The organism is Caballeronia sp. S22 (assembly GCF_964261745.1).
Classification (GTDB): domain Bacteria; phylum Pseudomonadota; class Gammaproteobacteria; order Burkholderiales; family Burkholderiaceae; genus Caballeronia; species Caballeronia jiangsuensis.
Map to the genome: position 1 here is coordinate 81,025 of NZ_OZ180041.1, position 14,506 is coordinate 95,530.

Annotated in this window: 10 protein-coding genes and 3 pseudogenes; 2 read left to right on the top strand and 11 right to left on the bottom strand. The window is 60.8% G+C overall.

Annotated features, from left to right (window positions below; translation table 11 throughout):
• Positions 1-3: 3 nt before the first annotated feature.
• From sufU to ACEN42_RS42930, 8 genes and pseudogenes are all read right to left on the bottom strand, one after another.
• On the bottom strand, positions 4-456 hold the full coding sequence (gene sufU / locus ACEN42_RS42895; RefSeq protein WP_371885229.1) for a Fe-S cluster assembly sulfur transfer protein SufU: 453 nt from the start codon (positions 454-456) through the stop codon (positions 4-6).
• A complete protein-coding gene (locus ACEN42_RS42900; RefSeq protein WP_371885230.1) occupies positions 453-1,706 on the bottom strand; it encodes a SufS family cysteine desulfurase in 1,254 nt (417 codons plus the stop codon). Before ACEN42_RS42900 ends, sufU begins: the two co-directional genes overlap by 4 nt.
• Positions 1,703-3,024 (bottom strand): annotated as a pseudogene (sufD, locus tag ACEN42_RS42905) (Fe-S cluster assembly protein SufD). The gene ACEN42_RS42900 and the pseudogene sufD overlap by 4 nt, the downstream one beginning before the upstream one ends.
• A pseudogene (gene sufC, locus ACEN42_RS42910) lies at positions 3,021-3,566 on the bottom strand (Fe-S cluster assembly ATPase SufC); the annotation flags it as partial. The pseudogenes sufD and sufC, both read right to left, overlap by 4 nt.
• 11 nt (positions 3,567-3,577) lie before the next feature.
• Positions 3,578-4,906 carry an IS4 family transposase gene (locus tag ACEN42_RS42915; RefSeq protein ID WP_371884622.1) on the bottom strand — a complete coding sequence of 443 codons (1,329 nt, stop codon included), beginning with the start codon at positions 4,904-4,906 and terminating at the stop codon, positions 3,578-3,580.
• 93 nt (positions 4,907-4,999) lie between these two features.
• Positions 5,000-5,233: pseudogene (locus ACEN42_RS42920) on the bottom strand (ATP-binding cassette domain-containing protein); the annotation flags it as partial.
• Positions 5,234-5,265: 32 nt separating this feature from the next.
• Positions 5,266-6,714 (bottom strand): Fe-S cluster assembly protein SufB, encoded by a 1,449-nt coding sequence (sufB, locus tag ACEN42_RS42925; protein WP_371885084.1) that lies wholly within the window; start codon positions 6,712-6,714, stop codon positions 5,266-5,268.
• Complete coding sequence (locus ACEN42_RS42930; protein ID WP_371885085.1) at positions 6,711-7,220, bottom strand: SUF system Fe-S cluster assembly regulator; 510 nt, start codon at positions 7,218-7,220, stop codon at positions 6,711-6,713. The genes sufB and ACEN42_RS42930 overlap by 4 nt, the downstream gene beginning before the upstream one ends.
• A 1,256-nt stretch (positions 7,221-8,476) precedes the next feature.
• Here ACEN42_RS42930 and ACEN42_RS42935 point away from each other — a divergent pair.
• Complete coding sequence (locus tag ACEN42_RS42935; protein ID WP_371885086.1) at positions 8,477-9,694, top strand: class I SAM-dependent methyltransferase; 1,218 nt, start codon at positions 8,477-8,479, stop codon at positions 9,692-9,694.
• Between the two features lie 678 nt (positions 9,695-10,372).
• On the opposite strand, the gene ACEN42_RS42940 is transcribed toward ACEN42_RS42935, so the two are convergent.
• Together ACEN42_RS42940 and ACEN42_RS42945 are read right to left on the bottom strand one after the other, a co-directional pair.
• On the bottom strand, positions 10,373-10,543 hold the full coding sequence (locus ACEN42_RS42940) for an HAD family hydrolase (RefSeq protein ID WP_371885087.1): 171 nt from the start codon (positions 10,541-10,543) through the stop codon (positions 10,373-10,375).
• Positions 10,544-10,762, bottom strand: a complete 219-nt coding sequence (locus ACEN42_RS42945; RefSeq protein ID WP_371885088.1) for a hypothetical protein — start codon at positions 10,760-10,762, stop codon at positions 10,544-10,546.
• Positions 10,763-10,880: 118 nt separating this feature from the next.
• On the opposite strand from ACEN42_RS42945, the gene ACEN42_RS42950 reads away from it, so the two are divergent.
• Positions 10,881-11,717: a hypothetical protein gene (locus ACEN42_RS42950; RefSeq protein WP_371885089.1), complete on the top strand. Its 837-nt coding sequence runs from the start codon at positions 10,881-10,883 to the stop codon at positions 11,715-11,717.
• A gap of 159 nt (positions 11,718-11,876) precedes the next feature.
• On the opposite strand, the gene ACEN42_RS42955 is transcribed toward ACEN42_RS42950, so the two are convergent.
• On the bottom strand, positions 11,877-13,871 hold the full coding sequence (locus ACEN42_RS42955; protein WP_371885090.1) for a protein-L-isoaspartate(D-aspartate) O-methyltransferase: 1,995 nt from the start codon (positions 13,869-13,871) through the stop codon (positions 11,877-11,879).
• Positions 13,872-14,506 lie beyond the last annotated feature (635 nt).

The following is a 14,506-nucleotide window of genomic DNA, read 5'->3' on the forward strand; positions in this document are numbered from 1 at the left end:
CCACTACTCCGTCGATACCGTGCCGCCCTTCTCGTGCAGCGCCGCATGCAGCGTGTGCCACGCGAGCGTCGCGCACTTCACGCGGCTCGGAAATTCGCGCACGCCGGACAGCACGGCGAGCTTGCCCAAGTCGGGCGGCAGCGCTGGTACAGGAGCGGACGCGGTCACCATGTCGTGAAAGTGCGCGAACATCGCTTCAACTTCTGATTCTGTCCTGCCTTTCAGTGCCTCGGTCATCAGCGACGCCGACGCGGTCGCGATGGCGCAGCCCGAGCCTTCGAAACTCGCCCCCTTCACGATGCCATCTTCGATCCTCAGGTACAGCATCACCCTGTCGCCGCACAGCGGGTTGTAACCCTCCGCCTTGCGGTTTGCGCCGGGCAACACGCCATGATTGCGCGGCCGCCTATAGTGGTCGAAGACGACCTCCTGGTATAGTTCGCGCAAGTCGCTCATCGGCCGAATACCTCCCGCACGCTGTGCAGGGCCGCGATCAGCGCGTCCACGTCGTCGCGGGTGTTGTAGAGCGCGAACGACGCGCGCACCGTGGCCGGCACGCCGTAGCGCTGCATGACGGGCATCGCGCAATGATGGCCCGCGCGTACCGCAACGCCATGATGATCGAGAATGGTGCCGATATCGTGGGCATGCACACCGTCCATCACAAACGACAGGATGCTCGCCTTTTCCCGCGCCGTGCCGATCAGGCGCAGTCCTGGCAAGTCCGTCACCGCTTGTATCGCGTAGTCGAGCACGTGCGCCTCGTGCGCCGCGATGACATCGATACCGATGCGGCTCACATATTTGAGCGCCGCGCCGAGCGCAATGGCACCGGCGATGTTCGGCGTGCCCGCCTCGAACTTGTACGGAATGACGTTGTATTCCGTTCTCTCGAAGCTCACCGAGCGGATCATGTCGCCGCCGCCCTGATAGGGCGGCATCGCTTCGAGCAGCGCCGCCTTCGCATACAGCACGCCGATGCCGGTCGGGCCGTAGACCTTGTGGCCCGAGAACGCATAGAAATCGCAGTCGAGAGCGCGCACATCCACATGCAGATGCGAAATGGCCTGGGCGCCATCCAGCAGTATCGGCACGCCGCGCGCATGGGCGGCCGCAACGATCCCTGCAACCGGATTGATGGTGCCGAGCGCATTCGCCAGATGGGTCACCGCCACCAGCCGCGTGCGCTCGCTCAGCAAATGCTCGAATGCACCGAAGCGAAATTCGCCCGCGTCGTCGATCGGCACGACTTTCAGCGCCGCGCCGGTCTGCTCGCAAACCAGTTGCCACGGTACGATATTCGAATGATGCTCCATCGCGCTGATCAGGATTTCATCGCCGGGGCCGAGATGCGGCCGGACATGGCTCTGGGCTACCAGATTGATGGCCTCGGTGGTACCGCGTAAAAAGATGATTTCCTCCACGTTCGCCGCGTTGATGAAGCGGGCGATCGTTGCGCGTGCCGCCTCGTATGCATCGGTAGCGCGCTGGGAGAGTTGATGCACGCCGCGATGTACATTGGCGTTGTATTGCCGATAGTAGTCGGCCTCCGCGTCGATGACGGCCAGCGGTTTCTGGGTCGTCGCGCCATTGTCGAGATAGACCAGCGGCTCGCCGTGGACGCGCTCGTTCAGAATTGGAAAATCCGCGCGCCAGCGTTGCACAAGCCCCGGATCGGGCGAATGGACGCGTTCGATCGGCTTCATATCAATTCCTTGATGCGCTCGCCTTCCGACACGTGCGCGAGCAGCAGCGCCTCCAGCCATCCGCGTAGGGAAGCGATGCTCACTCCGTCGACGATGTCGCGGGTGAACGCGTAGGTGAGCATCGCCCTCGCCATCGGCTCCTCGACGCCGCGAGCGCGCAGGTAAAAGAGCTGATTCTCGTCGAGCTGGCCCACGGTTGCGCCGTGGGTGCATTTCACGTCGTCCGCAAAGATCTCGAGTTGCGGTTTGGTATCGATTTCCGCGTCGGGGGAAAGCAGGAGATTGTGGTTGGCCTGGTGCGTATCGGTTTTCTGCGCGTCGGGATGCACGACGACTTTCCCGTTGAATACGCCACGCGCGGCGCCATCGAGCACGCCGCGGTAATACTCGCGGCTCGTGCCGTGCGGCTTCGCGTGATCGATTCGCGTGTGATGGTCGACGTGCTGCCGCCCGCCCGCGAGATAGAGGCCGTTGAGCGTCGCCTGAGCGTCTTCGGCATTCAGGCTCACGCTGATATCGGTGCGCGACAGCGCGCTTCCGAACGCGAGCGCGTGCGACGCGAAGCGGCTTGCGCGCTGCTGCGCGGCGTCGATCGATGCGATATGGAAAGCCTTCGTGCCTTCCTGCTGCAACCGATAATGCTCCACAACGGCGGCCTCTCCACTTCGATGCGAGTAGCCACATTGGTCAGATATGATGCGTCGTTCAAGCCGGCGAAATGCTCGACGATCGTGCAATGCGAACGGGCTCCGGCGAGCACGACGTTGAATGGCTGCACGGCGAGATCCGCCTCGCCGGTGACGAAGAGCGCGTGGATCGGCTCGTCGATCGCTGTATCGCGCGGCAACGCGACGACGAAGCCGTCGGCGAAGAAAGCGGCGTTCAGCGCGGCGAAACCATTGACCGCCGCCGGCGACGAAATCACCGCCTCCAGTAGTTCGGGCATCGTGTGAAGCGCCTGCGCCACGCTGCCGACAAATGCGCCACCCGGCATTCGATCGACGTTCGAGAGTGCCGGCACATAGCGTCCATCCACGAAGACCAGCAGGTGGCTCGAAGAATCGATGACCCACTCCCTGATGCGATTCGCGCCGACATGGTTCGCACCCTCCGTCATGAAATGCAGCGGCCGTCTCTCGATGGGGGCGACGTTGGTGTACTTCCAATCTTCCTGCCGGGTGGTTGGAAAGCCGAGCGCGCCGAACTGTTCGAACGCGCACCGGCGAGCGCCTTGCAGCCAGGGTAGGCGCGCGCCCGGCAGCCGCCCGGCGAGGAGACCAAAAGCCTGATGGAAGCGATCGAGCGTTTCGACGTTCATATGCCCTCCGGACCGCTCAATTGGGCTTCGCCTTCGATCCAGCCGTAGCCGTTGCGTTCGAGTTCCAGAGCCAGTTCGCGCGTGCCCGACTTCACGATGCGGCCCTGCGACAGCACGTGCACGTGGTCCGGAATCACAAAATCCAGGAGGCGCTGGTAATGCGTCACGAGCACGATCGCCCGGTCGGCGCGGCGCTCGCTGTTGACGCCCCGCGCGACGATCTGGAGCGCGTCGATGTCGAGCCCCGAGTCGGTCTCGTCGAGTATTGCGAGGCGTGGTTCGAGCACCGCCATCTGCAGGATCTCATTGCGTTTTTTTTCGCCGCCGGAAAAGCCCTCGTTCACCGCGCGATAGAGCAGGCTCTTGTCCATCCGCATCAGCGCCATCCGTTCCCTCACGAGTTGCAGGAACTCCATCGCATCGAGTTCAGCTTCGCCCCGATGCCTGCGCAATGCGTTCAATGCCGCCTTCAGCAGATAGACGTTGCTGACACCCGGTATTTCCACCGGGTACTGGAAGGCGAGGAAAAGCCCCTCGCGGGCGCTAATGCCGTTCAGTTAAGGTCTTTTCTTAGATAGCGAACGGTGTACCGTTTAGGGCGGGATTTGACGACCCGGTCGCATGTGCGTCCGGGTCGTTTTTCGTTGGGCAGAGACTTGAGCCTTTCGCGCAGACGCTGAAGGCAGGCGGGTAATTTTGCAAACGCCGGCGTGAGGGCCGCCCACATCATCTCGTGCTGGATCGTGTGGAGGGCTCGCACGAAGCTGATATCAGTCGGTGCAAGTTTCGCCTCCCGTGCGGCGCAGGCGATCTCGCGGCGAATCAGGTTGTAGGCGATCAACGCGCCCCATATCTCCTGATAGACGCCTGCGACGGTGCGGCTGCGCAAGGTCAATTCCGAACCCAGCATCGATTGTTTGAGCTCGGCGTAACTGGTTTCGATCTGCCAGCGGCGCTCATAACAGGCGACGATATCGGCGGGTTTGAAGCGTCGGCGATCGATCAGCGAAGTCAGCAGCACGCGTTCGCGTCCGCGCGCGTCGATGGCACGGATCGCCCGCGCACTCCAGAATTCGGGCAAAGCCGGACATTTCTGGCGCGCCTGCGGCGACACACGCATGCGCACCATCGCATCGTCAGCGCTACCCGAGACGACTTCCCAGCAGGTGTTGGCTTTGGCTGGAATCAGGAAGTGGCGATTGCGCGCGTTCATCGTCAGGCCACACAGGATTTCCGCGGCCAGAAAGCCTTTGTCGAACACCGTCAGTGAGTCTTCCGGGATCTGCGCCAGCAGGCTTTTGGCGTACACCATTTCGTTGGTGTCGTAGCGACCGAAATTGATATCGGCGATCAGGTGCGTCGGAATGGCGGTGAGCGTCACGGCGCGCACCTGCGGATAACTCGCCACCTTGCCGCTGGCATAGCCCTGCGCGCCAAAGTGCTCGCGGTTGGCCGCGCTGTCCGGGGTGCGCAGTGTGGTGCCATCCATTGCCCACAGACTTAAGCCCTTGAACGCATGGTGGGCCGCGTCCTGAGTCGTCCACGCTCGCGCGGTCTGTTCAAACAGCCACGCCATCGGCGCTTCGCCGATACGTTGACGCGCCTGCGCCGCAGCGCTCTTGCTGACAAACGGGGCGGCCTCGTTGGGCAAGGCCAGATCGAGGCTGTCAAGGACCTCGCTGATCGACCAGTGACGGTACATCGCCAGCGCAATGACCAGCCACACCACCTGCTCGGCCGGAAGGCGACGGCGCCGGATGCTCGCCGTGCCGGTCGCCTGGACTGCGCGTTCGATCCACTCGAAGGGCAGATGCTCGGCCAACCGTCGCAGATCGGCCGGCTCTTGTGCTTCGATCAGATAAGTGAGGTGGTCAGCAAGCATCGCACCGGAAAGTTAACAGCCCGGCGCTCCGTTTACAACCACTTCTCGCTCCACAAACAAAAATGCCGTTCGGCGCTAACTGAACGGCATTACCTCGCGGGCGCGCTCCTCAGGTGCCATCGCAAGCAGATCGCGGCCCAGATACGAGACCTCGCCGCCAGTGACGAGATGGTTCTCGCGCCCGACGAGCACATGTGCAAGCGTGCTCTTGCCCGAGCCATTCGGGCCCATGATCGCGTGCACTTCGCCAGCCTTCACGCTCAGATCGACGCCGCGCAGAATTTCCTTGTGATCGACTTCGACGCGCAAATTCCTGATTTCGAGCATGTTCAGCTCCCTCGCCCTATCTTCGGCACGGCCTATCCGATACTTCCCTCCAGACTGACGCCCAGCAGCTTCTGCGCTTCGACCGCGAACTCCATCGGAAGCTCCTTGAACACTTCCTTGCAAAAGCCGCTGACGATCATCGACACCGCATCCTCCGCCGACAGACCGCGCTGCAGGCAGTAAAACAGCTGGTCTTCACCGATACGGGAAGTCGATGCCTCGTGCTCGACCTTCGCGGTCGCATTCTTCACCTCGATGTACGGAAATGTGTGCGCGCTGCACCGATCGCCGAGCAGCAGCGAATCGCACTGCGTGTAGTTGCGCGCATCCTGCGCCGCGCGGCCAACTTTGACCAATCCGCGATAAGCGTTCCTTCCGAACCCCGCCGAGATACCCTTCGAGAGGATCGTGCTGCGCGTGTTTCTTCCTAGATGAACCATCTTGGTCCCGGTATCGGCCTGCTGGTGATTGCTTGTCAGCGCAACCGAATAAAATTCGCCCACCGCGTTATCGCCCTGCAGGATCACACTCGGGTACTTCCAGGTGATCGCCGAGCCGGTCTCCACCTGCGTCCACGAAATCTTCGAGTTCGCCTCCCGGCAGTCGCCGCGCTTCGTGACGAAGTTGAAGATGCCGCCCTTGCCCGACTTGTCGCCGGGATACCAGTTCTGCACCGTCGAATATTTGATCTGTGCGCCCTCCAGCGCGATCAGTTCGACCACCGCGGCGTGCAGCTGGTTTTCGTCGCGCATCGGCGCGGTGCAGCCTTCGAGATAGCTCACATACGCGCCCTTGTCGGCAACGATCAGCGTGCGCTCGAACTGTCCGGTATCCCGTGCGTTGATGCGAAAGTAAGTGGACAGCTCCATCGGGCACCGCACGCCGGGCGGGATGTAGCAGAACGAGCCGTCGCTGAACACGGCCGAATTGAGCGACGCGAAGAAATTGTCGGTATGCGGCACGACCGACCCCAGATACTTGCGCACCAGGTCCGGATGGTTCTGCACCGCTTCCGAAAACGAACAGAAGACGATGCCGAGTTCCGCAAGCTTGTCCCTGAACGTCGTCGCCACCGAGACGCTGTCGAACACCGCATCCACCGCGACGCCCGCGAGCATCTCGCGCTCTCTGAGCGGCACGCCGAGCTTCTCGTAGGTACGCAGCAATTCCGGATCGATCTCGTCAAGGCTCTTCGGACGGTCCTTCTGCGCCATCGGCGCGGAATAGTAAATGATGTCCTGATAGTCGATGGGCGGATGCTCGACCGTGGCCCAGTGTGGTTCGGTCATCGTGAGCCAGTGGCGATAGGCTTTGAGCCGCCATTCGAGCATGAACTCCGGCTCTTCCTTTTTGGCCGAGATCAGGCGAATCACGTCCTCGCTCAACCCGCGCGGCAACGCATCCTCCTCGAGTTCGGTTACAAAGCCGTGCCGGTAGTCACGATTGACGAGCTCATCGAACCTTGCAGTCAATGGGGTCATATCTGATCTCCGTCCAGCGCCCGCCCCGAAACCGGCGCACCGGCGTTCGGCGGGCGGCCGGCGAGCGAACCCGAGCGAATTACGCTGATGTCCACCGTGCGCAATGTCGGACGCGCCATGTCCGCGAGCGTGACCTGTCGCAATGTCTCGTAGACGACGGCGCTGATCTTCTGCCAGTTCGCGCGGATCGAACACGCCGCCTCCTGCATGCACAGACCTCGAGCGGCGCTGCATTCGGTCATGCCGAAAGGGCCGTCGACGGCCGCGATGACGTCCGCGAGTGTGATCCGTTCAGGCGGCCGCGGCAGCAGATAGCCACCGTTGATGCCTCGCAAGGAAACCACGAGACCGTCGCGCGACAGCGTCTTGAGCACCTTGCTGACGGTCGGCATCGCGACGCCCGTCGCAGCGGCGATGCTGCTCGCGCTTTGCACGCTGTCAGGATCGCGCGCCATCGCGGTCATGATGACCGTCCCGTAATCCGCCAGTTTGCTCATGCGCAACATCAAATCGCCTTTCTCGAAACGGGACCGCATCAGTACTGATTTCGCTCAAAATAAGGCTCGTCACGCCTAGCGAAAACGGCAGTCCCAGCTGGCAAAATTCGTTGCGCGGGAAGCCCAGCATCGCCCGCGGCTAATCCTGTATATCCCGTCGGTGGGTGCAGTCAAAAATTATGAGCACATCCAAAAGTTCATTCTAGCTCCGTCGCAAAACCCTGGCACGGTGCGGGTTTTTGCCGCGAGAAGCCCAGTCATTTCCTGATACGCCGCCATCACGCGCCAGATGTTCCGTTCGCCACCGTCGAGCTCCGCTGCCAGCGCGTAGGAGTTCTTCCGGATTGCACGTTTGCTCAAGCCCACGGCGCGCCCTCTCTCCGTTGTCGAATGGATGATCGGACAGACGCCGAACTTCGTTCTGCCCTTCGAACCCTTCAGTATCGCAGCCTGCCCGCCGGACAAGATTGCGACTCGCGATGTGAGCGTGGCATCGTTTCAAGGCTGTGTTCTCCTTTCGCGCGAACCTACATGACTCATGTCGCTTTTTCCTTTTTCTTTACTTGTTCCTTCTTTGAAGTTCCCAGTTTTGGGACCCGAATCAGGTTCGACAGGATCACTTCTCAAACCACTGCTTGAGCTTGCATGTTCATTGAACGTGTTGACCTCCTCCTGTGAGTAGGCGTGAGCGATTTGCACGAGGAGCCCCGATCGATGCAAAAAGGGAAATGACTGTCTGAAGTATCGCTTTTTTCAAACCAAACACCGATTTGCACGTTCGAAAACCAACTGCAAGTCATAGGCCGCATGTCAGTGGCTGGGTGTCGTTTCAGCCGTCATCACGGCACCGAAAGGAGTGGTGCCCTCGCAAGTTGCAGCGTACGATTTTATATTATGCCGTGGCATATTTATTGTGACGATCACGGGTCGCACGGTCCCGATCACCTCGCACGCTGACAACGATTTCATCCGGTGTTCCGGTGCACGGTGAGATGCTATGGAATGCAGATTACAACAAACGACCAGTCTCCTTGCCGCTCAAAGGGGAAAACCGCCGACATTGCCGTTCGCTGTCGCTCGTCAGCATTTGGAGATTGTCGGAGAAGGCGATCCTCGACGCGACTCGAGAACGTTTTCGGCGATTTCGTCATTCGCGCAGGTTATGTCGGCGTTGTCCGGGCCGGACGCAATCTTAACCGCTAATCCTGCGACAACGTCCCCTCTGCAGGCAAGATGGAATCTGCAGTCTATGAAGGAGAAGTGTGATGTTTTGGGAAAAGAAGCTGGCCTCGTGGGCGGACAATCTGCGCAAGCAAACCAATGTTCCGGCGCGGATATCGTTGTGGAACGGCCAGTCGCATGACCTTGGCACATTCGAGAAGCCGGCGATCACGCTGCATGCGAAATCGGCGGCGGCCATGCCGCTTCTGCTGTCGCCCGGGCTCGACGCGCTGGGCGAAGCCTACGTGGAAGGAAAAATCGATATCGACGGGAGCGTCGCCGACATCATCGACGTCGGCAATGCGCTCGCCAGAACCTGCCCGGCAACATCGGGAAAGTGGCGCCGCGTCGAACACTATTTCACGCATTCGAAGGCTGCCGACAAGCGGGCCATTCAGTACCACTACGATGTCTCGAACGACTTCTACAAGCTTTGGCTCGATCGCCGTATGGTCTACTCCTGCGCCTACTTCGAGAACGGCGATGAGGATCTCGCGACAGCCCAACAGAAAAAAATCGACCACATTCTTACCAAGATCCAGCTCCGGCCGGGTCAGACGTTGCTCGACATCGGCTGCGGTTGGGGCGCGCTCGTCATTCGCGCGGCACGCAAGTTTGGCGCACGGTGCATCGGCATAACGCTGTCTGAAAACCAGTTCGACTGGGCCACGGAACTGGTCAAGGCAATGGGCCTGACGGATCGCGTGGAAATCCGGTTGCAGGATTATCGCGACGTTACGGGTTGCTTCGACCGCGTGACGAGCGTCGGCATGTTCGAGCATGTGGGCTGCAGCAATCTTCCCCAGTATTTCACACGTTTGCAAAGCCTTCTTGCTGAAGACGGTATCGCCATGAATCACGGCATCACTTCGACGAGCGCGAAATCGGACGAGACAGGATTCGGCGGTGGCGCATTCATCGATAAATACGTGTTTCCCGATGGCGAGCTGCCGCATCTGAGTCTCGCGCTCAATGCCATGCAGGAAGGCGGGCTCGAAGCGTTCGACGTGGAAAACCTGCGCCGGCACTATGCGCGAACGCTGCGGCTGTGGAGCGCCAACTATGAAGCGAATGCGGCAATGCTGCGTGAAATGGTCGACGAGCAGACATTCCGCGTCTGGCGTGTCTATCTGGCTGGCTGTGCATACGCGTTCGAGAACGATAATGTCGCCATTTACCAGATCGTCGCGCGCAAGGCGGGCACGCGCGCTAGCAAGCTGCCGTGGTCACGTCGATACATCTATGACGGCTACTGCGGCTGAGCAGCGCGACAGTGATTTCCGCCGTTTCGTGGACAACTTCTTTCGAGGTCAACGTCATGAGATATCCATTTCTTCAATGCTGAAGCGACGCTAGATCACGCCGAACTTCATTTCACGCGTCACGACGCCGTGCTCGTGCGAACCGCCGTGATCGCTGCGCTGCACAGTGGTCAACTTGCCAGCACCGACCTGATCACGTTGCCGTTGAGCCGGCAAACAAGGTTCATACGATGTGATCCAGGGTCTTCGCATGCGGCGTAGCGACATTCCCGAGGCGCTGACCGATGCGAGCGTGTGGCCTGGGATTGATCCGAGCGCGATGGACCCCGAGCGTCTGGCGATTTACCGACGACGCGAGGGTGCGATACAGGCATATCTGCGCGGGGCACGGTTAGCCGATCTGAAGCGGGACTTTGGAATTGCTCGTGGCGCTTTGAATCGCCTGATCGAGCGCTGCCTTACTTTTAATCAAGATGGTCGCATCCAGGGATTCCGCGGATTGATTCCGCACACCAGGACCCAAGGCCATCGTCGGGTCGTGCCCGCTCGCCGCCGTTCAGACCGGGGTGGCCTCACTGGAGCGCTGGGGCAATTATTCGAACAACTGCCGCAGCTCGCGCGAATCGTGGAACGCGAAATTGGCCCGGGAAAACTGGGCATCACCGAGCGGGGACGCCTCTACGGACTGCGTGACAGGCTAAGCAGATCGTCGAGCTCGCGGCCGGTCACGAGCACGATTTGACGCCCTGATGCACGCAGCCGGTCCACGGCATCCCAGGTCGTATCGTCGATGCGGCCGTGGCGGGCAAGTGTGCCGTCGTAATCGCTTGCGAGCACCATGCAGCGCATTCAGGCCTCCGTCAGTGTTCGTCGCGCGGCGCGCACGCGGATCAGCCGCTCGTAGATGTCTACGTAAGCGCGCGCCATGCGCTCCCCGGTGAAGCGCCGTTCGAAGGCGTCGCGGCACGCGCGGCGGTCGATGTCCGAAAGACGCGCGACGGCATCGGCCGCTTCGTCTGCATCGCGCACGATAAAACCGTTCACGCCGTCTTCGACGATTTCCGGCACCGAGCCACGCGCGTACGCGATAACAGGTGCCGCACGCGAGCGCTTCGATCATCGCGATGCCGAAGGGCTCGGGCCAGTCGATGGGAAAGAGTAAGCCGCGTGCCCCTGCGAGCAGACGATGCTTTCCGGCGTCGTCGAGTTCGCCTTGGAAATCGATGAACGGTGCATCGATGAACGGCGCCACCGCGCGCTCGAAGAACGGTCGGTCGGCGTCGTCGATCTTCGCCGCGATTTTCAGCGGCACGTTCGCGCGCCGCGCGATACAAATCGCAGCGTCCGGTCCCGTCGACGACGCGATCCGCCCGACGAATGCGAGATGGCCATCCGCGTGAGCGTGGAATGGAAGCAGCGTCGCGGGCATTCCGTGCGGCACGGTGCCTATCCAGCCGGCCCACGGCAAGGGCGCGCGCTGCGCGTTCGAGATCGATACGAGTGGCACGTCGGCAAAGCGGCGGTAGAGCGGATCGAGCCCAGGAACATCGAGGCGCCAGTGCAGCGTCGTGACATGCGCGGCATCGAGCCGGCGCGTGTACGGAAAGCCCATGTAGTCCGTATGAAATGCACGATGTCGAACTGGCCCGTATGCGCGTACTACGTCTTCGAGCATCGCGAAGTGAAAGGCCTGCGGATCGGCAGTGTCCTCGACGAGCCGCACAGCGCATGGCGCGCCCGCCACGAGCTTCGCGCGCGTTTGGGAATCCGTGCTGGCGAACAGAGTGACGTCGTGGCCCATTTTGTCAAGCTCTTCGGTCAACCAGGATACGGCACGCTCGATGCCACCGTAGCGGGGAAGACCGCCGAAGCGAAGTGTCATCGACGTCGTGGTGATGGACGGGAACGTCTATCTCGGCGACTTCGGCGATCATCTCGCACCCGAGATCGAATCGAGGATCAACCGGTGGACACTTACATGACCGCGAGACCAAGTGGAGAAACTCTACCAAAACCTACTTGACGTAGCCGTCGAATATCGCGTAAGAAACAATTCATTTTAGTGAAATAGTTTCCTTTATAGCGGCGGTAAAACGGCCAAGCTGGGGTTCGACTGTGGATGCGCAAGACCCGATTTGGCCACCGCCATGTCATTGAGCTCTGGGTTGGGACCAATAAGACGTCACAATCCGAAGGGAAACGTCTCTGGCATCTCATGCACTCCTTGCGAAGCCTCGATAGCAGTGATCGCGCGGGTCTTCTCGAACCAAACGAACGCGTCGAACTGCGCCGGCAGTTCGGCTTCAGCGTAGTGGCTATACAACTCGGTTTCCGGCCGATAAATCACGCCGATAAAGCGCTCCAACCGCCTCTCTGTTAGTGCCTCGCGAAGCGCCTCGACGCCATTCGGCCAAAGGTTGAGGAGACACGGACTTACGCCAGCGAGATGGAGCTGATATTCGTAGCTGTCGGCGCGCGACGGACGCACTTGCATAGTCTGCATCGGTCCATCCCAGACGGATGCGGCCGCGACCGTTCCAGTATGTGTCCCGAATCCGATCAACGCCGCTTGATCGCCGAAGCGCTCGCGGCACAGCTGGCCCACGTTAAGTTCGCCGCGTACGCGGCCCATCTCCGTTGCGGATGCATCGCCTAGATGCGAGTTGTGCGCCCAGACGACCGCACGGGCACCCGGGCCCCGTGCGTCGAGCAGGCTTTCCAGCGTATTGAACATATGCGTGTCTCGGAGATTCCAGCTCTCGGCCGAGCCGCTATACATCGCGCGATAGTACTGCTCCGCGGACGCAATGAGCCGGGCGTTATTTGTAGCGTCGAGCAGGCCGGGGTCACTGGCGGGTAACGCGAGGCGCTTCTCCAGCAGATCGCGCAACTGGGCGACCACGGCCTGCTCACATTTGCCGAAGCCTGCTTGCCATGCTGCGCGGCCATAAACCGCAGGGTTCTTTTGCCACGGCGTAAGGCATCCGTAGCGTTCACGAGCAATGCGGGCTGCTTCGGGATCGTTGGCGTCGAGATAGGCGAGCACAGCAGCGATAGACTCCGAGAGGCTATAGAGATCGAGCCCGTAGAAAGCAGCCCGGCGTTCGCCCGGAAGTTCGGCATTGTGCTGCCGTAGCCAAGCGACGAACGCCGAGAATTCGGCGTTGCGCCACATCCATGTGGGGAAGCGCCGGAACGGTCGAGCCTCGGGCCGCGCTCTCGGGCGCCCGCGCACATGCTCGTCGATGATCGCCGCGTCGGGCCAGTCGGCCTCCACCGCTATGATGTTAAAGCCATGCCGTTCGATCAGACGTCGCGTGACCGCGGCGCGCGCTTCATAGAATTCGGCGGTCCCATGGCTTGCTTCGCCGAGCAATACCACGCGCTTGTCGGCAAATCGATCGAAGGCTGCTGCGAAATCCGGGGCGTCCAACGTAGGTAGACGTACGGCCGAGGCGCGTATTAGCTCAGGCAAGGAACGTAATGCCGGCTTCGCTACGTCGGGCTGGGTCGGTTGAACATCCGGCTCCTCGCTCCAACCAGCTGCGCCGATTAATGGCACAAACATCACGCTGCCGAGATCTTCTTGCTCGAAACCTTCATTACTAATGCGCGTTAGCTTGACAAGACGCTGCGCTTCACGCGCATCGCCTACCGGCATGATCAGCCGTCCGCCGATTTTTAACTGTTCACGCCAAGCGGGGGGAATATCGGGACCGCCGGCTGCAGCGAGAATCGCATCGAAGGGCGCCTGTTCGGGCAGACCCACAGTGCCATCCGCATGATGCACGGTAACGTTCGTTACGCCGATCGCCAAAAGCAACGCGCGTGCATCGTCGGCCAGTTTTCGATGGCGCTCGATCGTTTCCACCCGTGATGCGATACAGGCTGCAATCGCCGCTGCATACCCCGAGCCGGTGCCGATATCGAGCACGTTGTCATCTGGCTGCAAGGCTGCTGTCTCGAGCATCAGTGCGACGATGTAAGGTTGCGAAATGGTTTGATTCGCCGCGATGGGAAGGGGGCTGTCCTCATAGGCAAACTCGGCAAGCTCCGAAGCGACGAAAGCATGCCGTGGCAACGTGCGCATGCATTCGAGCACCCGGACGCTCGTAATGCCGCGTCCCTTCAGTTGGCGCTCGACCATTTGGTCTCGGGCTTTTGAAAAGGAATCCATAGTCTTTTCGGTCTGAAGGGCAGAGATTGACACGGAAGCAAACGGTGGTCCCATTGTCCGATGCCTCATCCTCTGCTGGTTGAGGTCGAAAATAATGAAAGGGCAATAGGTTCCATTAGGCTCGCAGCCAAGCGCGGGCGGCGAGGGCTACGCATCGAAATTGCAGTGCGCCGTTTCCCAGCTTCCAATGCGTTTTGCCGGCAATGCGCCAAGCTCACTGGTTTCGGCACGGTTTATGCGCGCCGAAAGGCCATTGAAGTAGAAAGGGTAACCCTATGAATTTCGATCACTACTTGGACAGACAAATGCACGCGCCTGATGTGGATCCAGATCCGCCCGTGCCGCCAGACAGCGAACCCGATCCGGTCCCACCAGATGGCGCGCCGCGTCCGATCGGAGATCCGCCCGACACGAAACCGCCCGAACATGCCCGATACCGTTTTTTTTCCGCGACTTACGGCCCGCTGCATTTGTACGCCAGCACGATCACGCAAAGGGCGCTAGGAATGTGAGCTTGAGAACGTTCTCAGAGCACAGCGGTTGAAGACCGGCGCGACGGGCGCCCGGTGGGCAGGGTACAACAAACCACTGTGGAGTCAGGTGATGCGGGCGTCATCAGTCGTAATCCGACACAA